The following is a 24,365-nucleotide window of genomic DNA, read 5'->3' as shown; positions in this document are numbered from 1 at the left end:
GCACAGTGAAGATAATGAGCTCGTTGCATCCTAATTCATCCGGAGATTGAACATCATGCTCAAAGGCAAAACCGCGCTTGTCACGGGGTCCACCAGTGGCATCGGGCTCGGCATCGCGAAGGCGCTGGCGCAACAGGGCGCCAGCATCGTGCTCAACGGTTTCGGCGAATCGGACAAGCCGAAGACCGAGATCGAATCGCTCGGCGTGAAGGTCGACTATCACGGCGCCGACATGAGCAAGCCGTCCGAAATCGAAGACATGATGAAGTTTGCGGCCGCCAGGTTCGGCCGCGTCGACATCCTGGTGAACAACGCCGGCATCCAGCACGTCGCGAAGGTCGAGGACTTTCCCGTCGAACGTTGGGACGCGGTGATCGCCATCAACCTCACGAGCGCCTTCCACACCACGCGCCTTGCAGTGCCTGCGATGCGCGAGGCCAACTGGGGCCGCATCGTCAACATCGCCTCGGCGCACGGACTCGTGGCCTCGGCGCAGAAGTCGGCCTACGTGGCGGCCAAGCACGGCATCGTCGGGCTCACCAAGGCCGTGGCTCTCGAGACGGCCACCACCGGCGTCACCTGCAACGCGATCTGCCCCGGCTGGGTGCTGACGCCGCTGGTGCAAAAGCAGATCGACGACCGCTCGGCGCGCGAGGGCATCTCCGTCACGCAGGCCCAGAACGACCTGCTCGGAGAGAAGCAGCCCTCGCTGCAATTCACCACGGTCGAGCAGCTGGGCGGCCTCGCGGTCTTCCTGTGTTCGCCGGCCGCCGACCAGGTGCGTGGCGTGGCCTGGCAGGTCGACGGGGGCTGGACGGCGCAGTAGAGGCCGCCCGCGGGAACGGCGCTGCGGCGGCGCTACTTGAGCTGCACCGATCCCGAGACGTTGACGACCACGCTGGTCTTGCCGGCCTCGACCGGCACCGCGGCGTCATACGACAGCTTCGACGACGCCTCCGCCGCCATCATGCGCGGCCGGATCGGCGGGCCCTGGTTGGCATTGACCGACACCTCGCGCAGCGTATAGCCGCCGAAGCCGAAGTTCCTGGCGAGCTCGGCGGCCTTCTGCTTGAAATTCTCGATCGCGATGGTCTGCGCCTCGGTCTCGACCTTGGCGCGCTGCTCGCGACTCAGGCCGAAGCCGATGCCGCCGACGGTGAGCGTGGAGATGCGCCCGGCCGTCTGCGTGATGCGCGGAAAGTCCTTCCCCTCCAGCACCAGCTCGGCAGTGCCCGACCAGCCCGTGATCTTCCCGTCGCGCGTGTAGCGCGGCACCAGGCTGAAGTTGCCGGTGCGCACGTCGAGCAGCCCCGGCTGCGCGTTCTTGCGCGCCTCGGTCAGCGCGGCATCCAGGGCGGTCTTCAGCTGCGCTTGCACGGCCGCGGCGTCGGCCGCGTCGCGCGTGGTGCTCAGCGTCATGGAGAGCAGGTCCTGCTGCACCTCGACCGTGCCGGTGGCCGACAGCTGCAGCACGTTTTGCGGCGGGGTCCAGGGCGCGCTCTGGGCAAACGCGCCACAGGCACCCAGAAATGCGGCACAGGCCGCGATCTTTTTGATCTTGTTCAAGGCAAGGAATCCCATCGAATAGAAGAAAGCCACCGCCCCAGAGGGCCTGGCTCACTGACGTTGGCTGCGCGGCGCCGTCAGCAGCGTGCTTTTCGGCACGGGGACCGGAACCAGGCGCTCGGCCGGCTGCGATTCTGCCGAATGGATCAGCTCCGGCCGCAGCTCGGGCCTTGAGTCCGGCCGCGGAACCCACTGCTGGCGCACCTGCTGCCGCAGTTCGGCCAGCTCGGCGGGCGTGAGCCGGCGACCGGCGGCCGCCTCGTGCCGCATCACCTCCTCGCGCTTGGCCGCCCGGTGGCCCTCGACCACGTCGCGCATTTCGTTGCGCCGCTGGTCGCTCACCCGAATGAAGCCCGAGGAGTCGGCCGGCGCCGGCAGGGAAGCGCACAGCAGCAGCGCAGCGGTCGAGGAGCAAAGAATGAATTTCATGGCGGAGGTGAGCGTTCGAGCCACTGTGCCACCGCCGCTTATGGCAGTAGCGTCTGGACGGCTAGCGCCCGCAAGTTTTGTAACTTAGTGTCAAAGCATTGTGAAAAGCGCCTCAATGAGCCTGCAACACCCTCAAAATTGGCGTTGTTACAAATTCGGCGTTGTAGAAATGAATCAAGCTCCGGCTCGCACAGACAAGATCGTGATCGTCGACGACGACGCACGCATTCGCGACCTGCTGCGTCGCTACCTGACCCAGGAAGGCTTCGAGGTCATCGTGGCCGAAGACGGCAAGGCACTGAACCGCATCCTGCTGCGCGACACGGTCGACCTGATCGTGCTCGACCTGATGATGCCCGGGGAGGACGGCCTGTCGGTGTGCCGTCGCCTGCGCGCCGCCAACGACCGCACGCCCATCATCATGCTGACCGCCAAGGGCGAGGACGTGGACCGCATCGTCGGCCTGGAAGTCGGCGCCGACGACTACCTGGGCAAGCCCTTCAATCCCCGCGAGCTGCTGGCCCGGGTGCACGCGGTGTTGCGCCGCCGTCCGCCGCTGGAGGCCCCGGGGGCGCCCTCCACCGACAACGAGACGGTGAACTTCGGCCCCTTCAGCTTCGACCTGGGCTCGCGCACCCTCAAGAAGGACGGCGAGGAGCTTTCCCTCACCACCGGCGAATTCGCGATGCTCAAGGCCCTGGTACGGCATCCACGCCAGCCGCTGTCGCGCGAGAAGCTGGCTCAGCTGGCGCGCGGCCGCGAGTTCGAGCCCTTCGACCGCAGCCTGGACGTGCAGATCTCGCGCCTGCGCAAGCTGGTCGAGTCGGATGCCGCGGCGCCACGCTACATCCAGACGGTCTGGGGCGTCGGCTACGTGTTCGTGCCGGACGGCACCACTTGAGGCACTGAGCTCTCGTGGCCGCCACTCTCGGCCCCAAGACGACAACGCCCAGCCCACTAGGCGAAGACGGCCCCCAGGTCACCTTGCCAAGCCCGCTGGAGGGGCTTGGCCAGTCCCGGCGCAAGCCGCGGCTGCAGCTGGGCCTGAGTCTCTTCTGGCGAACGTTCTTCCTGCTGGTGCTGCTGCTGGTCGGCTGTACGGTGGCCTGGCTGCAGACCTTCCGCGCCCTCGAGTACGAGCCGCGCGCCATCCAGACCGCGCACCAGATCGCCTCGCTGGTCAATCTCACGCGCGCGGCGCTGGTCTATTCCGACGCCATCACCCGCGTCTCGCTGATCAAGACCCTGGCCGACCAGGAGGGTGTGCGCATCCTCCCGCGAGAGCCCAACGACCGCTTCACGCCCTACACCACCGGCGCGCTCGATGCGCGCGTGACCGAGGAACTGATCGACCGCCTCGGCGAAGGCACCACCGTGGCCAGTCGCGTCAACGACGAGCCCGGCCTCTGGATCGGCTTCACGATCGAGAGCGACGCCTACTGGCTGCTCCTCGATCCCACGCGCTTCACCCGCTTCGGCGGCCGCACGTGGCTCATCTGGCTGGCCACGACCATGGCCCTTTCGCTTGCGGGCGCGGCGCTGATCACGCGCCTGATCAACCTGCCCCTCAAGCAGCTGTCGCGCGCCACCATGCAGGTGCGCGAAGGCGAGTACGAGGCGCACCGGCTCGACGAGCGCGCCCGCACCAACGAGATCCGCGCGGTGAACGTCGGTTTCAACCGCATGGCCGACCAGCTCGCCAAGATCGAGCAGGACCGCGCCGTGATGCTGGCCGGCATTTCGCACGATCTGCGCACGCCGTTGGCGCGGCTGCGCCTTGAAACCGAGATGAGCGTGACCGACGAGGACGCGCGCGAGCACATGGCCGCCGATATCGCGCAGCTCGACGCCATCATCGACAAGTTCCTCGACTACGCGCGCCCCGACCACGTGGACTTCAAGCCGGTGCTGCTGCGCGACGTGATCGACGCCTGCACCTACGCCGTGCAGGATCACGAGGACATCAAGATCAAGGTCGACGTGCCCTCCGACCTGCGCGTGATGGCCGACGAGGTCGAGCTGCAGCGCGTGATCTCCAACCTGGTCGAGAACGCGCGGCGCTATGGCAAGACGCCCTCTACCGGCGTGGCCGACATCACGATCCAGGCGCAGGCCCATAACGACGCCGTGCTCATCAAGGTGCGCGACCACGGCGCAGGCGTGGCGCCTGCCCTGCTCTCGCAGCTGAGCAAACCCTTCTTCCGCGGCGATGTCGCGCGCACCTCGGCGGCCGGCGCCGGCCTGGGGCTGTCGATCGTGACCAAGAACATCGAGCGCATGGGAGGCACCTTCGCCCTCACCAGCACGCCGGGCCGTGGGCTCGCGGCCCACATCCGCATGCCGCGGGCGGCCTCGGTCAAGCCCGAGGCCGCGCCGGCAGGCAAATGAGCGCCCTGATCACCGGTGCAGCAGCGCCACCGCGCGCGCTTCCATCGCCCGGCCCTCGCCTACCGGGCCGAGCTTCTCGGCCGTCTTGGCCTTGACGTTGACCTGATCGGGCGCGACCTCGAGCGCGGCCGCGATGCGCGCGCACATGGCCGGAATATGCGGCGCCAGCTTCGGCGCCTGCGCGATCACGGTGCTGTCGATGTTGCCGATCTGCCAGCCTGCCGCACGCACGCGCCGCGCCGCCTCCGCCAGCAGCACGGCCGAATCGGCGCCACGGAACTGCGCATCGGTGTCGGGGAAGTGACGGCCGATATCGCCCAGCCCCGCGGCACCCAGCAGGGCATCGGTGATGGCGTGCAGCAGGACGTCGGCGTCGGAATGGCCGAGCAGGCCGGTGGCATGCGGGATCTCGATGCCCCCAAGGATCAGCTTGCGGCCGGCGACCAGCTGGTGCACATCCCAGCCCTCGCCGATGCGGATGTCGAATGCGCTCATTTCAGTGGCTCCACGCGCGTCAACCCCGGCTCTTCAGAAGCGCCTCGGCAAGCGCAAAGTCTTCGGGGTAGGTGAGCTTGAAATTTTGCGCGCTGCCGGGGACCAGCAGGGGCGCTAGCCCGACGCTTTCGATCGCGCCGGCCTCATCGGTGACCGAATCGCCCGCACGCTCCAGTGCATCGAGCAGCATGCCGATGCGGAACATCTGCGGCGTCTGCGCCAGCCACTTGTCGGCGCGTGTCAGCGTGCCTGCCACTCGCCCTTCGGGGGAGGCGACCTTGAGGGTGTCCGGCAAGCGATGAGCCAGCAGGCCGCCCACGGCATCGTGCTCGCAGGCGGCGATGAGGGCTTCGATCTGCGTCGGCGTCACCAGGCAGCGGGCAGCGTCGTGCACCAGCACCCAGTCGTGCGGGCCGGCGCCGGCTGTCTGCCTGAGGGCCAGCAGGCCGTTGCGCACGGTGGCCGCGCGCGTCGCGCCGCCGACCTGCAACAGATGTTCGCCCTCGGCCGGAAAGCGCGGCAGCGCAGCCCCGACTTCACGGTCCTGGGGCGACACCACCAGCGCGATGCCGGCAAAGCGGCCCGCGAGGGCGCGAAAGGCCTCCAGCGTGTGGCGCACCATCGGCCGGCCGGCGATACGCTGGTACTGCTTGGGCCCCGCGCCGCCCGCGCGGCTGCCGGAGCCGGCGCAGGGAATCAGGACGAAAAGACGGGAAGGGGTCATGAGGTCCGGCCGGAGCCAACGGCGAAAGGGCAGCCATTCTAGAATCGGCCACCACACACCCCTCGCTGCCCGGCGCGGGGTGTTCTGCATTTCCTTCTCGCTTCATGGACCTCCCCGCTCTCACTGCAGGCAAACGCTTCACGCTACCGCGCCCGCCACTCTCCGCCGATGCGCTGCTGCTGGCGCAGCTGGCGGAACGCGAGAAATCGGCCGGCCGCGCCACCGCCGTCTTCACCGCCGACGCCAACGATGCGCAGCGGCTGATCGACGAGCTCGCCTTCTTCGCGCCCGAACTGCGCTGCGCCCTGTTCCCCGACTGGGAGACGCTGCCCTACGACAGCTTCTCGCCGCACCAGGACCTGATCAGCGAGCGCCTCGCCACGCTGTGGCGCATCAGCCAGAAGGAAGCCGACGTGGTGCTGGTGCCCGCCACCACTGCGCTCTATCGCCTGGCGCCGCCGGCCTTCCTGGCGGGCTACACCTTCCACTTCAAGGCCAGGCAGAAGCTCGAGGAATCCAGGCTCAAGGCCCAACTCACGCTGGCGGGCTACAGCCACGTGACGCAGGTCGTGAGCCCGGGCGAGTACGCGGTACGCGGCGGGCTGATCGACCTGTTCCCGATGGGCTCGCAGGTGCCCTTCAGGGTCGACCTGTTCGACGACGAGATCGACTCCATCCGCACCTTCGACCCCGACACCCAGCGCAGCCTCTACCCCGTGCCCGAAGTGCGCCTGCTGCCGGGGCGCGAGTTCCCGATGGACGACGAGGCCCGCGCGCGCTTCCGAAGCCGCTGGCGCGAGCTGCTGGAGGGCGACCCCACGCGCAGCCGGCTCTACAAGGACATGGGCAACGGCGTCGCGACCGCGGGCATCGAGTACTACCTGCCGCTCTTCTTCGAGGAGACGGCCACCGTGTTCGACTACCTTGGCGCGGAGACGACCGTAGTGCTGCATGGCGACCTCGAACCCGCGTTCCAGCATTTCTGGCAGGACACGGGCGAGCGCTATCGGCTGGTGCAGGGTGACCCGGAGCGGCCGGCGCTGCCGCCGGAGGCCTTGTTCCTGAGTGCGGAGCAGTTCTATCAGCGCGCGAAGCCGCATGCGCAATTGGCGATCCGAGGCGGGACCGAGGGCAGCGCCTATGCCGAACTCGAGGCGCTCCCGCCCTTCGCCGTCGTCCGAGGTGCCGACGACCCGCTGGTCAAGCTCAAGGCCCACATCGCTGCCACTCCGCACCGCGTGCTCTTCCTCGCCGAAAGCGACGGCCGCCGCGAAAGCCTGCTCGACTTCCTGCGCGCCAGCGGCGTCAGCCCCCCCGCCTTCGACTCGCTGGCCGAGTTCGAAGCCTCGCCCGGCGAGAAGATCGGCATCGTCACCGCAGCGCTGGTGGCCGGCTTCGCCTGGGTCGAGCAGGGCATCGACTTCGTCACCGAGACCGAGCTCTTCGCCACCGCCCCATCGGCGCGCCGGCGCAACCGCAAGCAGGAACAGGTCAGCGACGTCGAGGCGCTGATCAAGGACCTCAGCGAGCTGGCGGTCGGCGACCCCGTGGTGCATTCGGCGCACGGCATCGGGCGCTACCGCGGCCTGGTCCACATGGACCTGGGCCAGGGCACCGACGCCGAGGGCAAGCCGATGCTGCAGGAGATGCTGCACCTGGAGTACGCCGACAAGGCCACGCTCTACGTGCCCGTCGCACAGCTGCACCTGATCAGCCGCTACACCGGGGTCAGCGCCGACGAGGCGCCGCTGCACAAGCTCGGCTCGGGCCAGTGGGAGAAGGCCAAGCGCAAGGCCGCCGAGCAGGTGCGCGACTCGGCCGCCGAGCTGCTCAACATCTACGCCCGGCGCGCCGCGCGCGAGGGCCACGCCTTCCGCTTCTCGGCCGCCGACTACGAGGTCTTCGCCAACGACTTCGGCTTCGACGAGACGGCCGACCAGAAGGCCGCGATCCACGCGGTGATCCAGGACATGATCTCGCCGCAGCCGATGGACCGCCTGGTCTGCGGCGACGTCGGCTTCGGCAAGACCGAGGTCGCCCTGCGCGCCGCCTTCGTCGCGGTAACGGGGGGCAAGCAGGTCGCCTTCCTCGCCCCCACCACCCTGCTCGCCGAGCAGCACTACCAGACGCTGATGGACCGCTTCGCCAAGTGGCCCCTCAAGGTCGCCGAGATGAGCCGCTTCCGCTCGACCAAGGAAATCAATGCCGCCGCCAAGGGCCTGGCCGACGGCAGCGTCGACATCGTGGTCGGCACGCACAAGCTGCTCTCCGGCAGCGTGAAGTTCAAGAACCTCGGCCTGCTCATCATCGACGAGGAGCACCGCTTCGGCGTGCGCCACAAGGAGGCGATGAAGGCCCTGCGCGCCGAGGTGGACGTGCTCACCCTCACCGCCACCCCGATCCCGCGCACGCTGGGGATGGCGCTCGAAGGGCTGCGTGACCTCAGCGTGATCGCCACCGCGCCGCAGCGCCGCCTCGCGATCAAGACCTTCGTGCGCAACGAGGGCACCGGCGTGATCCGCGAGGCCGTGCTGCGCGAGCTCAAGCGCGGCGGCCAGGTCTACTTCCTGCACAACGAGGTCGAGACCATCGAGAACCGGCGCCAGAAGCTCGAGGAGATCCTGCCCGAGGCCCGCATCGCGGTCGCCCACGGCCAGATGCCCGAGCGCGAGCTGGAGCGCGTGATGCGCGACTTCGTCGCCCAGCGCTACAACCTGCTGCTGTGCTCGACCATCATCGAGACCGGCATCGACGTGCCGAGTGCCAACACCATCGTCATGAGCCGCGCCGACAAGTTCGGCCTGGCGCAGCTGCACCAGTTGCGCGGCCGCGTCGGCCGCAGCCATCACCAGGCCTACGCCTACCTGATGGTGCCGGACATCGAAGGCCTGACCAAGCAGGCCGCGCAGCGCCTCGACGCCATCCAGCAGATGGAGGAGCTCGGCTCCGGCTTCTACCTCGCGATGCACGACCTCGAGATCCGCGGTGCCGGCGAGGTGCTGGGCGAGAACCAGAGCGGCAACATGATGGAGATCGGCTTCCAGCTCTACAACGAGATGCTGGCCGAGGCCGTGCGCTCGCTCAAGGCCGGCCAGGAGCCTGACCTGCTGTCGCCGCTGTCCGTCACCACCGAGATCAACCTGCACGCCCCCGCCCTGCTGCCCGAGGACTACTGCGGCGACGTGCACCTGCGCCTGTCCTTCTACAAGAAGCTCGCGACCGCGAAGACCTCCGACCAGATCGACACCCTGCTCGAGGAGATCGTCGACCGCTTCGGCAAGCTCCCTCCGCAGGCCCAGACCCTGATCGACATGCACCGGCTGCGCGTGCTGGCGCGGCCCTACGGCGTGGTCAAGGTCGATGCAGCCCCGGGCGTCATCAATATCACCTTCAAGAAGGACCCGCCGGTCGATTCGATGGCCATCATCCAGCTGATCCAGAAGAACAAGCACATCAAGCTGGCCGGCAACGAGAAGCTGCGCATCGAGCGGGACCTGAAGGAGCCGAAGGAGCGGGCGCAGATGGTGCGGGACGTGCTGCGCAGCCTTGGCCAGCCCAAGGCGTCAGAGGACAGTGCCTTGGCATATGCCAAGGCATAGGCTAGACTGCGGCCATGTCTGACCCCCACCTTCCTGCCCGCAGTGTCCGGCTGTTTCGCAATGGCGCAAACCAGGCTGTGCGCATCCCGCGCGAGTTCGAGCTTCCGGGAAACGAGGCGCTGATGCGACGCGACGGTGACACCCTGGTGATCGAGCCCGTGTACCCTGTGCCCCGCAAAGGCACCCTGGCCGGCTTGGCCGCGGTGCTGGCGACGATGGAACCGCTGGACGAAGAATTCCCCGATGTAGACAAAGGTCTGCTGCCCCTGGACGACGTCGATCTATGAGCGCCGAAGCCGCAACGAACTCGTTGCGCCTGCTGGATACGAACACCGTCTTCGAGTTGATGCGCCACCCAGGGGGCAAGGTTGCCGCGCGACTCCGACGCCTGGCGCAAGAACAGCCTGACGGCAGAGTCTGCACCAGCGCCGTGGTGGACTGCGAGTTGCGATTCGGTGTGAACCGCAAAGGATCGGCACGACTGGCCGATGCGTACACCCGCGCCATGTCCGTCATCGAAGTTCGCGACCTGCCTGCTGCAGTCGCTCCGATCTACGCAGACATTCGCACCCAGCTCGAACAGGTTGGCAAGCCGATCGGCCCCAACGATCTGCTGATTGCCGCCCATGCGCTGGCACTGGACGCAACGCTGGTGACCCACAACGAAAGTGAATTCCGGCGCGTGCCCGGACTTGTCGTCGAAAACTGGCTGGAATCAGCCCATGAACATGAGTAGCCCCGGCCTTGTCATCCAGCGCTTCACGCCGCCTTTGAAGATCGCCGACTTCAAGCTGATCGCCTTCGACATGGACTCGACGCTGATCAACATCGAATGCATCGACGAGATCGCCGATGCGGTCGGCAAGAAGGCCGAGGTCGCCGCCATCACCGAAGCCACGATGCGCGGCGAGATCAAGGACTTCAAGGAAAGCCTGCGCCGCCGCGTGGCCCTGCTTCAGGGGGTGCCGGTCTCGGCGCTGCAGGAGGTCTACGACCAGCGCCTGCGCCTCAACCCCGGCGCCGAGACGCTGGTGGCCGCCTGCAAGGCGGCCGGCCTCAAGGTGCTGCTGGTCTCGGGCGGCTTCACCTTCTTCGCCAACCGCGTCAAGGAGCGGCTGGGCATCGACTTTGCGCGCTCCAACCTGCTCGACGAGGCGGACGGCAAGCTCACCGGCCGCGTTGTGGTGCAGTCCTGGGGCGATATCTGCGACGGCGCGGAGAAGCGCCGCACGCTGCTGGAAGTCGCCTCGCTGCTCGGGATTTCGCCCGCCGAATGCATCGCGGTAGGCGACGGCGCCAATGACTTGCCGATGATGGGCGAGGCGGGGCTGTCAGTGGCCTACCACGCCAAGCCCAAGGTGCGCGAAGAGGCCATGGTCGCGATCGACGACGGCGGCCTCGACCGGCTGCTCGAGGTCGTGCGCTGATTTGCCCGTGATGCGCGGGTCGAAACCGGTTTCTTCCTAAGGCAAAAGGGACCGGCGCTGTCCTAGGGTTATCTTCAGTTTCGCGTGCGGCGCCCCGGATGCTTGAATGTCTGGGCAACAACGAAGGAGACGATATGAAGCGCCGCCAATCCCTGGCCGCACTCGGTGCAGCCGCCACGGCCCTGGTCCTTCCCGGGCTCGCCCACGCGGCCTACCCCGAGCGCCCGATCACCATGATCGTGCCGTGGGGCGCCGGCGGCGGCACCGACGCCGTGGCCCGCATCATCGCCGCCGAGCTCGAGAAGGAGCTCAAGCAGCCGGTCAACGTGGTCAACCGCACGGGCGGCAGCGGCGTGGTCGGGCACCAGGCCATCGCCTCCGCACCGCCCGACGGCTACACGCTGGGCATCGTCACGGTCGAGATCGGCATGATGCGCCACGCGGGCCTGACGCAGCTCTCGGGCGCCGACTACACGCCGCTCGCGCTCATGAACTTCGACGCCAACGCCATCTTCGTGCGCGAGGATTCGCCGATCAAGAGCGCCAAGGAACTGCTCGATGCAGCCAAGGCGAGCCCCGGCAAGCTCAAGGCCAGCGGCACCGGCCAGGGCGGAATCTGGCACCTCGGCCTTGCGCAATGGCTGGTCGACAACAAGCTGGCCGGCAACGCGATCGCCTGGGTGCCGAGCCAGGGCGCCGCCCCGGGGCTGCAGGACCTGATGGCCGGAGGCGTCGACGTGGTGTCGTGCTCGCTGCCCGAGGCGCGTTCGCTGATCGATGCCGGCAAGGTACGCCCCTTGCTGCTGCTGGGCGCCAAGCCCGATGCCATCTTCCCCAAGGTGCCGCTGTACACCGACGCGTCGGGCAAGACATGGAACGCCGGCGCCTGGCGCGGCATCGCAGCGCCCAAGGGGCTGCCGAAGGAGCAGACCGACCAGCTCGCCGCCACGCTCAAGAAGATCTTCGACGGCAAGGCCTACCAGGACTTCCTGGCCTCGCGCGGCTTCGGCGCCCTCTATGCCGACCGCTCCGATTTCGGCAAGTTCATGGCCGAGAAGGACGCGAGCTTCGCGGTGGCGATGAAGGCTGTCGGCATCGCCAAGTAAGCGATGCGCGTCCACGACAGCCTGATCGGCGGCGTGCTGCTGGTCCTGGCGCTCGCGGTGCTTTGGCACGTCCAGAGCTTCCCGCCGGCCGCGGGGCAGGACTTCGGGCCGGCGCTGTTCCCCGGACTCGCCGCGGCCGGCCTCGGGCTGTGCGCGCTGGTGCTGACCTGGCAGGGCCTTCGCAGCGGGCGACCCCTGCTCGTGCTCGGCGAAGGCATGCGCTCGCCGCGGCGACTGGCCGCCTTCGCGCTCGTCATTGCCGGCATGGTGTTCTACATCCTGCTGGCCGAACGGGTCGGCTTCCTGCTGTGCAGCCTGCTGGTGCTGACGCTGCTGCAATGGGCCTGCGGCGTGCGGCCGCCGGTCGCGCTCGCGGTGGCGGTGCTGGCCACGCTGGTGATCCACACCTGCTTCTACAAGCTGCTCAAGGTGCCGCTGCCCTGGGGCGTGCTCCAGCCTGTCGCCTGGTGAGGCACGGCTGATGGATTCGGTGCTCCTCGCCCTGCAGACGGTCGCCACCCCGACCGTGCTGATCGTCATGCTGCTGTCGGGCCTCTTCGGCATGTTCGTCGGCGCCGTGCCGGGGCTTACCGCGACCATGGCGACGGCCCTGCTCGTGCCCATCACCTTCTTCCTGCCGCCGGTGCCCGCGGTCGCGGCCATCGTCACGGCCACGGCCATGGCGATCTTCGCGGGCGACATCCCAGGCGCCCTGCTGCGAATCCCGGGCACGCCCGCCTCGGCAGCCTACACCGACGAGTCCTACGCGATGACGCGCAAGGGCCAGGGCGAGAAGGCCCTGGGTATCGGCCTGGTGTTCTCCTGCATCGGCGGCCTGTTCGGCACCACCGTGCTCATCCTGGCCGCCCCGGCGCTGGCCGAGGTGGCGATCAAGTTCAGCTCCTTCGAATATTTCTGGCTGGTGCTGCTGGGCCTGACCTGCGCCGTCTTCATCACCAGCGACACGCCGCTCAAGGGCCTCATCACGCTGTTCCTCGGCCTGCTGCTGGGCTGCGTGGGCCTGGAGAATCCGGCCGGCCATCCGCGCTTCACCTTCGGCAACACGGACCTGCTGGGCGGGCTGAGCCTCATCCCCGCGATGATCGGCATGTTCGCCATCTCCGAGATCCTGCGCTTCACGGTCACGGCCGGGGGGCTCGCGCGTTTCAAGAAGCAGATCGGCTCGGTCTTCGCCGGCATGGGCGGCCTGATCCGCAAGTACCCTGTGCAGACCCTGCGCGGCAGCGTGCTGGGCACCGCCGTCGGCATCCTGCCCGGCGCGGGCGCCGACATGGCCGCCTGGATGTCGTATGCGATGAGCAAGAGGCTCTCCAAGGAGCCGCAGAAGTTCGGCACCGGCCATCCGGAAGGCCTCGTAGAGGCCGGAGCCGCCAACAACAGCGCCCTGGCCGGCGCCTGGGTGCCGGCGCTGGTGTTCGGCATCCCGGGCGACTCGATCACCGCCATCGTGATCGGCGTGCTCTACATGAAGAACATGAACCCGGGCCCGATGATCTTCATGAACAACGCGCACAGCGTCTACGCGGTGTTCATCGTCTTCATTCTCGCCAACCTGCTGATGCTGCCGCTCGGCTGGGCCTGCATCAAGGCCTCGGCACGCATCCTGCGCATGCCGCGCAATGTGCTGATGCCGATCATCCTGGTGTTCTGCCTGGTGGGCGCGTTCGCCATCAACAACGCGCTGTTCGACCTCTGGATCCTGCTCGGCTTCGGCATCGCCGCCTGGTTCCTGGAGGAGAACGGATTCCCGGTCGCTCCGGCCATCCTCGGCATGCTGCTCGGCAAGATGCTGGAGGAGAACTTCATCACCTCGATGATCAAGTCCGACGGCCGCTGGCTGTCCTTCGTCGAGCGGCCGATCGCCGCCGGGCTGGCGCTGGCGACGCTGCTGGTCTGGTTAGGCTCGGCCGGCCTGGCCTGGCGGCGCCGGCATCGACGGCTGCAGCCTGTCGCGGCACACTGAAGCACATGAACAGCACCTCTGCACGCTACGACGCCGCCGCCCTCACCCACTACGCAGCGCAACTCCTGCAACGCGCCGGCCTGGCTGAAACCATGGCCCGCACGGTGGCCGACACGCTGGTGCAGGGTGACCTGCTGGGCCACGACACGCACGGCCTCGCGCTCCTGGCCGGCTACGTGAAAGAACTGGAATCCGGCGCGATGAAGCGCGACGGCGCGCCGCTCGTGATCTCCGACCGTCCGGCCGCCGTGTTGTGGGATGGCCAGCGCCTGCCCGGCCCCTGGCTGGTGCACCAGGGCCTCGACCTGCTGCTGCCGCGCGCACGCGAACTGGGCACCGCCTCCCTGGTCATCCGCCGCAGCCACCACATCGCCTGCCTCGCCGCCTATCTGCTTCGTGCGCTCGAAGAAGACATGCTGCTGGTGCTGGCCTGCTCCGACCCCAACACCGCCAGCGTCGCGCCTTTCGGCGGCACGCAGGCGGTCTTCACGCCCAACCCGCTCGCGCTGGGCTTCCCGATCGGCGACGGCGGCGTGATGGTGGACATCTCGGCCTCCATCACGACCAACGGCATGAGCAACCGCAAGCGCCAGGCCGGCGAGACCTTCGACCACGAAGTGCTGATCGACGCGAAAGGCCTGCCCTCCAAAGACCCGGCGGTGCTCTTCGAGCAGCCGCCCGGCACCCTGCTGCCGGTGGGCGGCCAGACCCATGGCCACAAGGGCTACGGGCTGGCGCTGCTGGTCGAATCGCTCACCGGCGGCCTGGCAGGCCACGGCCGCGCCGATCCGCCCGAGGGCTGGGGCGCGACGGTCTACCTCACGCTGCACGACCTGCACGCCTTCGGCGGCAAGGCGGCCTTCCTGCGCCAGATGGACCATGTGGCGGCGCAATGCCGCACGAATCCGCCCGTCGATGCGGCCAGGCCCGTGCGGCTGCCGGGCGAGCGCGGGCTGCAGCGGCGCGCCGAGCAGCTTGCCGCGGGCGTGCACCTGGCGCCATCGATCGCGCCCGCGCTGCAAGCCGCCGAGCAGCGCTACGGCCTGAAGCTGGCCGGCGCGCTGCGCTGATGTCACGTTGTTGCGGCCCGGTCGCCTGACGGGGGAAGCACCCCATGAAAGCTTTCGTCCTCGAGCGCTACGGCCGAAAGGGTGTGCTGCGGATGACGGACCTGCCGACCCCGCAACTGGCCGATGACGAGGTCCTGGTCCAGGTTCACGCCGCAGGTGTGAACCTGCTGGACGCCAAGATCAAGACTGGCGAGTTCAAGCTCATCCTGCCCTATCGCCTGCCCGTCGTTCTGGGCCACGATGTGGCTGGCGTCATCGTCCAGGCCGGACCACGCGTGCGGCAGTTCAAGCTCGGGGACGAGGTCTATGCGCGTGCGGATGATTTTCGGATCGGCACGTTCGCTGAATTCGTCCCCGTCAAGGAGGCGTCGCTGGCGTTCAAGCCGAAGGGGCTCACGATGGAAGAAGCCGCTTCCATACCCCTGGTGGCCTTGACGGCATGGCAGGCCCTGGTCGAAAGGGCCGGCCTGAAGAAGGGGCAGAAGGTCTTCATCCAGGCGGGTTCGGGCGGCGTGGGCACGTTTGCCATCCAGTTGGCCAAGCATCTGGGCGCCACCGTTGCAACGACGACGAGCACGACCAACTTGGCGCTCGTGAAGAGCCTGGGCGCAGACATCGTCATCGACTACAAGACGCAGGACTTCGAGGGAGTCTTGCGCGATTTCGACGTGGTCCTGAACAGCCAGGACGGCAAGACGCTCGCGAAATCGCTCCGTGTGCTCAAGGCGGGCGGGAAGCTCGTTTCGATCTCCGGCCCCCCTGATCCCGAATTCGGCAAGGAGATCGCGGCAACCGGATTCCTGAAGCTGGCCCTGCGGCTGCTGAGTTCAGGCGTCAGGCGAAAGGCGAAGAGCCGCGGTGTCGGTTACTCGTTCCTTTTCATGAAGGCGAACGGGAGCCAATTGCGCGAGATCACCCGTCTCTTCGATGCCGGCATCGTCCACCCCGTCGTGGACCGGGTCTTCCCCTTCGAATCGACCAATGAGGCGATGGCCTACGTCGAAGCCGGCCATGCGAAGGGAAAGGTCGTCATCAAGGTGAGAGACGCCGCCAGCAACCCGGAAGTCCTCGCATCGGCTCCGTGAACGCAAATGGCGGGTCGGTGGCGCCTCGCCCCTGACGAGAGCCGCAGGCTCAGAGCGCCGCACCCAGGCGAGCGATTCCTTCCTCGATCTTCTCGACGTTCGCGGTGGCAAAGCTCAGCCGCAAGGTGGCGATGTCGGGCTTTTCGGCGAAAAACGGCGCACCGGGGACGAAGGCCACCCCCTTCTCGATCGCCCGCCTGGCGAATTCACCGGCATCGGCCAGCTTGCCGTTCGCTCCCGTCAGCCGGGCCCAGAAGAACAATCCGCCACCCGGCTGCGTGAAGGCGATGGCGTCGCCGAGCTCGCGCTTGAGCGCCGCGCCCATGGCTGCGGCACGTTCCGCGTAGACCTTGCGCACGTGCGCCAGCGTCGCGGGCATGCGCCCGCTCTTGAGGTACTGCGCGGCAGTGGCCTGCGCGAAGGTGCTGGTGTGGGCGTCGCTGAACTGCTTGCACATGGTCGCCTTGGCCAGCAGTTCGGTCGGCGCGATCATCCAGCCGATGCGCAGGCCCGGGCTCAGCACCTTGCTCAGGCTGCCGCAATGCACCACCAGTTCGCGGCTGCCCGGGACCTCGTTCGTGAGGGACATGAGCGAGGGCGGCGGCGCCTTGTCGAAGTAGAGATCGCCGTAGGGGTCGTCCTCCACGATCACCGTGCCGTGCTCGACCGCGAGCTCCAGCACCTTCCTGCGGCGCTCCAGGCTCAGCATCGCGCCGCTCGGGTTGCCGAAGGTGGGAATCAGGTAGACGAACTTCGGCTTGTGTTCGACGATCAACTCCTCCAGCCGATCGACCTGCACGCCCTCGGCGTCGATGGGCGCGCTGATCAGCTGCGCGCCGTAGAGCCGGAAGCACTGGATGGTCGCAAGGAAGGTCGGCCCCTCGACGATCACCTTGTCGCCGGGAGAGATGAGGGTCTTGCCCAGCAGGTCCAGCGCCTGCTGGCTGCCGGTGGTCACGATCAGCCCGTCGGGCGCGACCTCCACGCCCTTGCCCTTCATGAAGACCGAGAGCTGCGCGCGCAGCGGGTCGTAGCCTTCGGTGGCGCCGTACTGCAGGGCCCCGCCCGGCTCGTCGGCCAGCGCCTTGGCGCTCGCCTCCTTCAGCCCCTCGACATCGAACATCGCGCTGTCCGGGAAGCCGCCTGCGAAGCTGATGATGCCGGGCTTGCCCAGCAGCTTGAAGAGCTCTCGGATGGCGGAGGTTTCGACGTTGTCGAGGCGGGTGGCGAATTGCATGGGAACCTGCTGCGAATGACGGAAGGGCTGCCATTGTCGCAAGTTCGGCCCACGCCGCCGCATCATGCATACACTGCCGCCCACATGAAAAAAGAAGCCATCGACCCCTTCTTCGCCACCCTGCAGGCTGCCAACCCCGAGCCCGAGACCGAGCTGGAATACAGCACCCCCTTCGAGCTGCTGGCCGCGGTGCTGCTGTCGGCGCAGGCCACCGACGTGGGCGTGAACAAGGCGACGCGCAAGCTGTTCCCGGTCGCGAATACGCCCCAGGCCATCCTGGACCTGGGGATCGAAGGCCTCGAGAGCTACATCAAGACCATCGGCCTGTACCGCAGCAAGGCGAAGCACCTGATCGAAGCCTGCCGAATGCTGATCGAGCGACACGGCGGCGAAGTGCCGCGCACCCGTGCCGAGCTCGAGGCCCTGCCGGGCGTGGGCCGCAAGACCGCCAACGTGGTGCTCAACGTGGCCTTCGGCGAAGCCACCATGGCGGTGGACACGCACATCTTCCGCGTCAGCAATCGCACCGGCCTGGCACCCGGCAAGACGCCGCTGGAGGTCGAGCTCAAGCTGGAGAAGCGTGTACCGCCGGCCTACCGGCTGCATGCGCACCACTGGCTGATCCTGCATGGCCGCTACGTCTGCGTCGCGCGCAAGCCGATGTGCTGGAAGTGCGCAGTCGCGCCCTGGTGCGACTACAAGCCGAAGACGCCGGCACCCTGAGCCTGCGCCGTCATTGATGTCCCGGTGCTCCGCGCAGAGGCCGGCACCTCATCCGGGGAGTTGGATTCCCCGGCGCTCCCGCATCGCGCGGCCGATCCGTTCCAGCTCTTCGGCGCTCAGCAGGCGCGCGGCCATCGGCAGGAGCTCTTGCTCTTCACGCGCCATATGCCGCTCGTACAGGCCAACCAGCGCTTGCACATCCTCGGTGTCAAGCGGCACGGTATGCCCCGCGACGATCTGCTCGAGCACGGCGCGCAGGTGGCACCAGCGTGCTTCGAGCTCCCGGTGCTCGGCCGCGAGGCCTTGGGTCATCTCGCGCAGGCACACCGGGTCCGACCCGGCCATCGACTCGATGAGCGCGGGAAAGAGATCCTTCTCCTCATCTTCATGGTGATGTTTGGCCGCGGTATCGAAGTACCGCATCACAGCGGCCGCCGCGGCACGTGCATCCCCGTCGGCGCCGTGGCTGGCCAGGTGCGGCAGCAGCCGCTGCAACGTTGCACACTGCTGCTCGATGCGGGCGTGGCAGGCGGAAAGCATCTCCAGCGGCACCTCGAATCCGCCACTCGGCAGGGAGCGGTCTTGAGCACCTCGAGGAAATCGCGACATCCCGGGTTTGGTCATGAGCAATTGCCCTTTTGAAAGCCAAACATATCACACCATGACATGTTTCCACGGGACCTCGACCGTACTCGAAGTTCAACCCTGCGCCTTCCGCTCGACCACCACCCACTCGCCGAACGCAATCGGCCGCGAGGGCCATTGGTCGGCGCGCTCGGCGCAGCGCAGGCCATCGCTCAGCAGCCACACGGCGCGGATCACGCCGGCATGGGTGATCCACAGCGCGTCGCGGCCCGCGGCACGCCATTCGTCGAATGCTTCGCCCACCCGCCCCATGAACTCGCGCGTGCTCTCGCCGTGGCCGCCCGGGCGCGCGTCGGCGAAGGCGCCGGTCCAGGCGTCGAACTCGGCGCGCCCGATGCTGCGCCAGTCGCAGCCTTCCCAGGCGCCGAAATCCATCTCGGCGATACGCGGGTCGACGCGCAGCGGCAGCTCGGGCCGCAGCGAGGCGATGGCCTGCGCCAGCAGCGCGCAGCGCTTCAGGGGCGAAGTGACGAGCTCGATGCCCGCAGCAACCGATGGCGCGATGCGTTCGGCGATGACGCGTGTGGCCTCCGGGGGCACGCCCACGTCGGTGCGGCCGTAGCAGGAGCCGGCCGCCGCGGTGGTTTCGGCGTGGCGCACGAGACCGAGCTTCATATCTGCCAAGCCAGCGCCAGGTAAATGGCCAGCTCGCACAGCTGCTGGGTGGCGCCCAGCCCGTCGCCGGTGAAGCCCTGCAGCCGGCGCGCGAGCACCCACGCCATGTACGACGCAGCGAGCACGCACGCAACCAGGGCAGCCACGGCCTGGACCAACGGCTGCGTGTACAGCAGCAGCACGGCGGCCGGCAGCGCATACAGCACGCCCACCAGCAAGGCACCGCCACCGATCGCATCGGCCAGGGGCTTGGACTTGCTGGTGGCGCCCTCGCCTCCGACATAGGGAAGCCACCGGATGACGAACAGCGGCGCCAGCCGCGACAGCACATGCGCGGCCAGCAAGGCGGTCGCGACGTTCATCGCGCCCTCCCCCGCCAGCGTGGCCAGCAGCGCGATCTTCAGCCCCAGCGCCAGCACCAGCGCGAGCGCGCCGAAGGCCCCGATGCGCGAGTCCTTCATGATCTCCAGCGCCCGGATGCGGTCCGCCGAACCGCCCAGGCCATCGGCCACGTCGGCCAGCCCGTCCTCGTGGAAGGCGCCGGTCACCAGCACGGTCGCGATCGTCGACAGCAGTGCAGCCGCCACCGCGCCGGCCATGCCGGGCAGGCCCGACTGCGCAAGCAGGAACACGCCCGCCCCCACTGCGCCGACGAGCCAACCCACTCCCGGAAAATGCGCCGCGCTCGCCCGCAGCATTGCGGGACTGAAGCCCACCCAGGCGGCCAGCCGACCCGTGACCGGCACGCGCGTGAAGAACTGGAGCGCCAGCAGGAAATGGCGCACGCCGTGCATCAATCCCCCCGCTGCGACACGCCGGCCGACTCGAAGCTCGCCATCTCGCGCAGGATGCGGCAGGCCGATTCCAGCAGCGGCCAGGCCAGCGCGGCGCCCGAGCCCTCGCCCAGGCGCATGTCCAGCTTCAGCAACGGCTCCAGGCCCAGCGCCGCCAGAAGCAGCCGATGGCCGGGCTCGGCCGACTCGTGCGCCGCGACGCAGCGCTGCACGACGCGCGGCCGCAGGCCCTGCGCGACCAGCACCGCCGTGCTGGCGATGAAGCCATCGACCACGATCACGCGCCGCTCCTCGGCAGCCTGCAGCACGGTGCCGACCAGCGTGGCGATCTCGAAGCCGCCGAAGGCCGAGAGCGCCGCCAGCGGGGTGGCCGCATCGGCATGCACCGCCAGCACCTCGCGAAGCAACGCACGCTTGCGCGCTCGCCCCGCGGCGTCCAGGCCGGTGCCGCTGCCGGTGCAGGCATCGATGTCCTGCCCCGCCAGCCGCGCCAGCAGCAGCGAGGCGGCCGAGGAGTTGCCGATGCCCATCTCGCCCAGCAGCAGCGCGTTGCCCGGCAGCTCGCGAACCAGTGCCATGCCATTGGCGATGGCCCTTTCGCACTGGGCGAGGCTCATGGCCGGACCTGCCGAGGCATCGGCGGTGCCGAACGCGATCCTGCGCACCAACAAGCCTTCGCGCGCCTCGAAGTCATGCCGCACGCCGCAGTCCACCACGGTGAGCGCCAGCCCATGCTGCCGCGCCAGCACGCTGACGGCCGCGCCGCCGGCGAGGAAGTTCTCGACCATCTGCCAGGTCACGTCGCTCGGATAGGCCGAGACGCCGCGCGCCGCCAGGCCGTGGTCGCCGGCGCACACCAGCATCTGCGGCGCCGTGAGCGCGGGCGCCTCGCTGCCGAGGATCAGCCCCAGCCGCAGGGCGAGGGCTTCGAGCCGGCCCAGCGCGCCGAGCGGCTTGGTCTTGTGGTCCAGCAGATGCTGCAGCCGCCCGGCGAGCGCGGGGTCGTCGATCGATTCGACCGTGGGAAGTTCAAGCGTCATTCGATCAGGGAGCGCAGCGCGCCCGCTTCAAAATGGGAATCGATGTGGTCGGCGAGTCCGTCGAACACGGCGTCGAGCGTGCGCGCCCGCGCCCCGAAGAGTGCCTGCAGCACGGCAGGGTCCTCGAACAGTCCATGCAGGTACAGGCCCAGCACGTTGCCCTGCGCGTTCTGCCAGGCCAGGTCCTCGGCCATCACGGCCTCGGCGCGATCGCCGGCGGCAGCCATGGCGGGGTGCGGCGCGGTACGGCCGTGGTGGATCTCGTAGCCACGCATCGCCACCTCCGACAACGCGGCCCAGGGTCCTTTCAGCACGCCGAAGCGCGCCTCGCGCAAGCGCACGGTCTTGTCTTCCTCGAACACAGTGACCAGGGGCAGCAGGCCCAACCCGGGGCCGTTGCCGTCGACCCCGTGCGGATCGATCAAGGCCTCGCCCAGCATCTGCAGCCCGCCGCAGATGCCGAGCACCGCGCCGCCGCGTGCAGCGTGTTCCGCCACGGCGCGGTCCAGCCCCTGCGCGCGCATCCAGGCCAGGTCGCCGCTGGTGTTCTTGGAGCCGGGCAGCACGACCCAGTCCGCACCCGCCAGCTCCGCCGGGCTTCGCACCCAGCGCAGGCGCAGGCCCGCCACGTTCTTGAGCGGCTGGAATTCGTCGAGGTTGCTGATGCGCGGACAGGCGACGACGGCAACCGTCAGCCGGACCTCGCCGGCGGCCGTGTTGCGCTCGTCGAAGACGCCGTCCTCCTCGGGCAGGCCGTGCTGCCACCACATTGGCAAGGTCGCGAGGGTGGGCACCCCCGTCAGCGCCTGCAGGCGCTCGGGCGCAGGCGCGAGCAGCGAAGCATCGCCGCGGAACTTGTTGAGCACGAACCCGGCCAGCCGCGCGCGATCCGCCTCGGGCATCAGGGCCCAGGTGCCGTACAGGTGCGCGAAGGCGCCGCCGCGGTCGATGTCGGTCACCAGCAGGCAACGCGCCTCGGCATGCCGCGCGACGCGCAGGTTGACGATGTCACTGTCCATCAGGTTGATTTCGGCCGGCGAGCCGGCGCCTTCGATCACCACGATGTCGTGGTCGGCCCGCAGTTCGTCGAGCGCACGGGCGAGCTTCGGCCACACGTGCTCGCTGCGCCCGCGCCACGGCAGGGCCGAGAGCTCGGCGCTCACCTGCCCCATGAGGATCACCTGGCTGTGCGTGTCGCGCTCCGGCTTGAGCAGCAGGGGATTCATGCGCACATCCGGCGCGGCGCCTGCCGCCAGCGCCTGGAAATACTGGGCGCTGCCGATCTCGCCGCCAGCCACCACGCGCGCGTTGTTGCTCATGTTCTGCGCCTTGAATGGCGCGACCTTGAAGCCCTGTCGCGCATACCAGCGGCACATCGCGGTGGCCAGCCAGCTCTTGCCGGCACCGCTGGTGGTGCCCAGCACCATGACGCATCGGGCCTTGCCCCGGCCTCGCTCTTGATTCATTCGCGGATTGTCGTCGAGCCCTGCGGGGACGCCCGGCATCGCCGATCGTCAAGTCCTTCACGCTTTGCGAGATTGCGTCTGGACAGATCCGTACAGCGCCGAGGTGAATAACTGTAGTCTTTCGTTCTCAAAAAACAGAAAGAACAAGGTTGATGGCTTCGTTACGCGACATGGCGCTCACCATTGAAGAGCGCGAAGAGGGAAAGTTCTACTGGGTGCTGATCGAAGCGCTCGACGACGAGGGATCCGAGATCCTGCACTACCGTCGCATCAATTCCGCCACCACGCCGCAGGCGAGCTACTCGAGCGCCCTGGCGCTCGGGGCGGCCGCGCTGCGCCGGTTGGCACAGGCGCAGCCCCCCGGCCCCTGAGGGCCGCTTATTCCAGGAACACCGCGGAACCGGCTTTGCCGGGCCGCTGGTGTTGCCCCCGGTAGGGGGTGGGCGGCTACACGAAGTGAGCCAACCTGGGGGCGAGCATCAGACGGTCCAGTCACCGCCGAGTGCGCGGATCAGCCCGACCGTGGACTGGTATTGCGCCGACCGCACCTGCAGCGCCTGGCGCCGGTTGCGCAGCTCGCTGCGGCGCGCATCGAGCAGGTCGAGCTGGCTGATGTAGCCATTGCGATAGCGCGTGTCGGACAGCTGCGTGGCCCGGCTCGCCGAGGCGACCGCCTTGGCCTGCACCTCCGACTGCGCCCCCAGGATGCGCAGCGAGGAGAGCTGGTCCTCCACGTCCCTGAAGGCCGTGAGCACCTGTTCGCGGTAGCTCGCGAGCGCGCCGTCCAGCTGGGCGCTGGCGCCCTGCACGCCGGCCTCGCGCCGCCCGCCGTCGAGCAGCGGCAACGAGAGCAGCGCGCCGATGCCCCACGACCGCGCGGACCACTTGAAAAGGTCGCCGATCTCCGACGAGGCGTAGCCGCCGCCGCCGGTCAGCGCGATGTTGGGGAACCACGCGGCCTGCGCCACGCCGACGCGCGCCTGCGCCGCCAGCACGCCCTTCTGCGCGGCAGAGACATCGGGCCGGCGGGTGAGCACCGTGGCCGGCACGCCCGCGGGAATCGAGGGCAAGGCAGTGGCCCAGCTGTCGGGCTTCATCTCGAAGCTGGAGGCCGGCTCGCCGGTCAGCACCGCGAGCGCGTGCTCGAGCTCGGCACGGCGCCGGTCCAACGTGAGCGCCTCGGACTCGGTGGAGGCCATTTCGGTCTCGACCCGCGCCACGTCGAGCTCGGCGATGTCGCCCGCCCGATGGCGCTGCTGCGTGAGGCGAAGCGTGTCGCGGTAGGCCTCGACGGTCTCGCGCACCAGCTGGCGCTCGTCGTCGAGCGCGCGCAGCGCCAGGTAGGTCTGAGCGGTCTCGGCCTGCACCAGCAGCCGCGTGCTCTGCAGCAGGCCGGCGCGCGATTCGGCATCGAGCCGCGCCGCATCGCTGGCCTTCGAGAGCCGGCCGAAGAGGTCGAGCTCATAAGAGAAGTCGAGGCCCGCGTTGATCAGCGTGGAGGGCGTGGTGCTCTGATTGCGGTCCAGGCCGCGCTGCCGGCTCGCACCGGCGCCGAGGCCGATCTGCGGCGACCGGTCGGCATCGGTGCTGCGCGCCAGCGCGCGTGCCTCGGCCAGCCGCGCCGCCGCCACCTGGATGCTGTTGTTGCTGGCATCGGCGCGGGCGACCAGCGCGTCGAGCACCGGGTCGTTGAAGGCGCGCCACCACTCGCCGCGCGGTTGCGCCTCGGCGGGCCGGGCACGGGTCCACTGGCCTTCGGCGGGCGCCGCAGCCTGTTCCTTGAACTGTGCCGGCGCCTGGAAGCTCGGCGCTTCCGGGGTTGCCGTCGCGCAGCCGGCCAGCACCAGGGCCGCCATGAGCGGCGCGAGCGCAGCGCGCCAGGGCCGGGTGAAAGTGCTTCGATCGAGTTTCATGATCCGCTTTCTTGCGTAGAGGCTTGCGCCATCAGTCGTGCGTGTTCAGGGGTGCGGCG

Annotated in this window: 25 protein-coding genes; 14 read left to right on the top strand and 11 right to left on the bottom strand. The window is 68.6% G+C overall.

Annotated elements, in window-relative coordinates:
- Positions 1–55 precede the first annotated feature (55 nt).
- On the top strand, positions 56–826 hold the full coding sequence (locus APY03_RS20250) for a 3-hydroxybutyrate dehydrogenase (RefSeq protein ID WP_068679604.1): 771 nt from the start codon (positions 56–58) through the stop codon (positions 824–826).
- Positions 827–858: 32 nt separating this feature from the next.
- On the opposite strand, the gene APY03_RS20245 is transcribed toward APY03_RS20250, so the two are convergent.
- Entirely contained in the window at positions 859–1,566 is a 708-nt protein-coding gene (locus APY03_RS20245) for an SIMPL domain-containing protein (protein ID WP_443082835.1), read from the bottom strand.
- Positions 1,567–1,617: 51 nt separating this feature from the next.
- Complete coding sequence (locus APY03_RS20240; protein ID WP_068679476.1) at positions 1,618–1,995, bottom strand: hypothetical protein; 378 nt, start codon at positions 1,993–1,995, stop codon at positions 1,618–1,620.
- A gap of 169 nt (positions 1,996–2,164) precedes the next feature.
- Between APY03_RS20240 and ompR the strand changes: the two genes are divergently transcribed.
- Positions 2,165–2,896 carry an osmolarity response regulator transcription factor OmpR gene (gene ompR, locus APY03_RS20235; RefSeq protein WP_028250078.1) on the top strand — a complete coding sequence of 244 codons (732 nt, stop codon included), beginning with the start codon at positions 2,165–2,167 and terminating at the stop codon, positions 2,894–2,896.
- An 83-nt stretch (positions 2,897–2,979) separates the two neighbouring features.
- Positions 2,980–4,383 carry a sensor histidine kinase gene (locus tag APY03_RS20230; protein ID WP_068679600.1) on the top strand — a complete coding sequence of 468 codons (1,404 nt, stop codon included), beginning with the start codon at positions 2,980–2,982 and terminating at the stop codon, positions 4,381–4,383.
- Positions 4,384–4,392: 9 nt separating this feature from the next.
- Here the strand turns inward: APY03_RS20230 and ispF are convergent, their stop codons facing one another.
- Together ispF and ispD are read right to left on the bottom strand one after the other, a co-directional pair.
- Complete coding sequence (ispF, locus tag APY03_RS20225) at positions 4,393–4,878, bottom strand: 2-C-methyl-D-erythritol 2,4-cyclodiphosphate synthase (RefSeq protein WP_068679474.1); 486 nt, start codon at positions 4,876–4,878, stop codon at positions 4,393–4,395.
- A 19-nt stretch (positions 4,879–4,897) separates the two neighbouring features.
- On the bottom strand, positions 4,898–5,602 hold the full coding sequence (gene ispD / locus APY03_RS20220; protein ID WP_068679598.1) for a 2-C-methyl-D-erythritol 4-phosphate cytidylyltransferase: 705 nt from the start codon (positions 5,600–5,602) through the stop codon (positions 4,898–4,900).
- Positions 5,603–5,706: 104 nt separating this feature from the next.
- Here ispD and mfd point away from each other — a divergent pair, with 104 nt between their 5' ends.
- The 9 genes from mfd to APY03_RS20175 all read left to right on the top strand — a co-directional run bounded on the left by mfd (position 5,707) and on the right by APY03_RS20175 (position 15,873).
- Positions 5,707–9,201: a transcription-repair coupling factor gene (gene mfd, locus APY03_RS20215; protein WP_068679472.1), complete on the top strand. Its 3,495-nt coding sequence runs from the start codon at positions 5,707–5,709 to the stop codon at positions 9,199–9,201.
- A gap of 14 nt (positions 9,202–9,215) precedes the next feature.
- Positions 9,216–9,488: an antitoxin gene (locus tag APY03_RS20210; protein ID WP_068679470.1), complete on the top strand. Its 273-nt coding sequence runs from the start codon at positions 9,216–9,218 to the stop codon at positions 9,486–9,488.
- Positions 9,485–9,937: a PIN domain-containing protein gene (locus tag APY03_RS20205; protein ID WP_068679468.1), complete on the top strand. Its 453-nt coding sequence runs from the start codon at positions 9,485–9,487 to the stop codon at positions 9,935–9,937. Before APY03_RS20210 ends, APY03_RS20205 begins: the two co-directional genes overlap by 4 nt.
- Entirely contained in the window at positions 9,924–10,628 is a 705-nt protein-coding gene (gene serB / locus APY03_RS20200) for a phosphoserine phosphatase SerB (RefSeq protein WP_443082834.1), read from the top strand. Before APY03_RS20205 ends, serB begins: the two co-directional genes overlap by 14 nt.
- A gap of 134 nt (positions 10,629–10,762) precedes the next feature.
- The gene (locus APY03_RS20195; protein WP_068679466.1) at positions 10,763–11,734 is read left to right on the top strand and encodes a tripartite tricarboxylate transporter substrate binding protein; all 972 of its coding nucleotides are present in this window, start codon (positions 10,763–10,765) and stop codon (positions 11,732–11,734) included.
- A gap of 3 nt (positions 11,735–11,737) precedes the next feature.
- The gene (locus APY03_RS20190) at positions 11,738–12,205 is read left to right on the top strand and encodes a tripartite tricarboxylate transporter TctB family protein (protein WP_068679464.1); all 468 of its coding nucleotides are present in this window, start codon (positions 11,738–11,740) and stop codon (positions 12,203–12,205) included.
- Positions 12,206–12,215: 10 nt separating this feature from the next.
- Positions 12,216–13,718 (top strand): tripartite tricarboxylate transporter permease, encoded by a 1,503-nt coding sequence (locus tag APY03_RS20185; protein WP_068679463.1) that lies wholly within the window; start codon positions 12,216–12,218, stop codon positions 13,716–13,718.
- Positions 13,719–13,723: 5 nt separating this feature from the next.
- Complete coding sequence (locus APY03_RS20180) at positions 13,724–14,788, top strand: Ldh family oxidoreductase (protein WP_068679462.1); 1,065 nt, start codon at positions 13,724–13,726, stop codon at positions 14,786–14,788.
- Between the two features lie 44 nt (positions 14,789–14,832).
- Positions 14,833–15,873 (top strand): NADP-dependent oxidoreductase, encoded by a 1,041-nt coding sequence (locus APY03_RS20175; RefSeq protein ID WP_068679461.1) that lies wholly within the window; start codon positions 14,833–14,835, stop codon positions 15,871–15,873.
- Positions 15,874–15,922: 49 nt separating this feature from the next.
- On the opposite strand, the gene APY03_RS20170 is transcribed toward APY03_RS20175, so the two are convergent.
- Positions 15,923–17,110 (bottom strand): aminotransferase-like domain-containing protein, encoded by a 1,188-nt coding sequence (locus APY03_RS20170; RefSeq protein ID WP_068679460.1) that lies wholly within the window; start codon positions 17,108–17,110, stop codon positions 15,923–15,925.
- A gap of 84 nt (positions 17,111–17,194) precedes the next feature.
- On the opposite strand from APY03_RS20170, the gene nth reads away from it, so the two are divergent.
- On the top strand, positions 17,195–17,833 hold the full coding sequence (gene nth, locus APY03_RS20165; RefSeq protein ID WP_068679458.1) for an endonuclease III: 639 nt from the start codon (positions 17,195–17,197) through the stop codon (positions 17,831–17,833).
- 48 nt (positions 17,834–17,881) lie between these two features.
- Here the strand turns inward: nth and APY03_RS20160 are convergent, their stop codons facing one another.
- The 5 genes from APY03_RS20160 to APY03_RS20140 all read right to left on the bottom strand — a co-directional run bounded on the left by APY03_RS20160 (position 17,882) and on the right by APY03_RS20140 (position 22,393).
- Positions 17,882–18,457, bottom strand: coding sequence for a hemerythrin domain-containing protein (locus APY03_RS20160; protein WP_443082833.1), 576 nt, complete (start codon positions 18,455–18,457; stop codon positions 17,882–17,884).
- A 75-nt stretch (positions 18,458–18,532) separates the two neighbouring features.
- Positions 18,533–19,093 (bottom strand): histidine phosphatase family protein, encoded by a 561-nt coding sequence (locus APY03_RS20155; RefSeq protein WP_068679455.1) that lies wholly within the window; start codon positions 19,091–19,093, stop codon positions 18,533–18,535.
- Positions 19,090–19,887, bottom strand: a complete 798-nt coding sequence (locus APY03_RS20150; protein ID WP_068679451.1) for an adenosylcobinamide-GDP ribazoletransferase — start codon at positions 19,885–19,887, stop codon at positions 19,090–19,092. Before APY03_RS20150 ends, APY03_RS20155 begins: the two co-directional genes overlap by 4 nt.
- Positions 19,887–20,927, bottom strand: a complete 1,041-nt coding sequence (gene cobT / locus APY03_RS20145; RefSeq protein ID WP_068679449.1) for a nicotinate-nucleotide--dimethylbenzimidazole phosphoribosyltransferase — start codon at positions 20,925–20,927, stop codon at positions 19,887–19,889. The genes APY03_RS20150 and cobT overlap by 1 nt, the downstream gene beginning before the upstream one ends.
- Positions 20,924–22,393 (bottom strand): cobyric acid synthase, encoded by a 1,470-nt coding sequence (locus APY03_RS20140; RefSeq protein ID WP_068679593.1) that lies wholly within the window; start codon positions 22,391–22,393, stop codon positions 20,924–20,926. Before APY03_RS20140 ends, cobT begins: the two co-directional genes overlap by 4 nt.
- Before the next feature lie 152 nt (positions 22,394–22,545).
- Here APY03_RS20140 and APY03_RS20135 point away from each other — a divergent pair, with 152 nt between their 5' ends.
- Positions 22,546–22,764, top strand: coding sequence for a hypothetical protein (locus APY03_RS20135; protein ID WP_068679447.1), 219 nt, complete (start codon positions 22,546–22,548; stop codon positions 22,762–22,764).
- Between the two features lie 108 nt (positions 22,765–22,872).
- Here the strand turns inward: APY03_RS20135 and APY03_RS20130 are convergent, their stop codons facing one another.
- Positions 22,873–24,306 (bottom strand): efflux transporter outer membrane subunit, encoded by a 1,434-nt coding sequence (locus APY03_RS20130; protein WP_068679445.1) that lies wholly within the window; start codon positions 24,304–24,306, stop codon positions 22,873–22,875.
- Between the last annotated feature and the right edge of the window lie 59 nt (positions 24,307–24,365).

This window comes from Variovorax sp. WDL1 (genome assembly GCF_001541225.1).
In the GTDB taxonomy this organism is placed as follows: Bacteria; Pseudomonadota; Gammaproteobacteria; order Burkholderiales; family Burkholderiaceae_C; genus Variovorax.
Note: the sequence above shows the minus strand (reverse complement) of the source record. Positions and strands in the feature narration are given on the sequence as shown.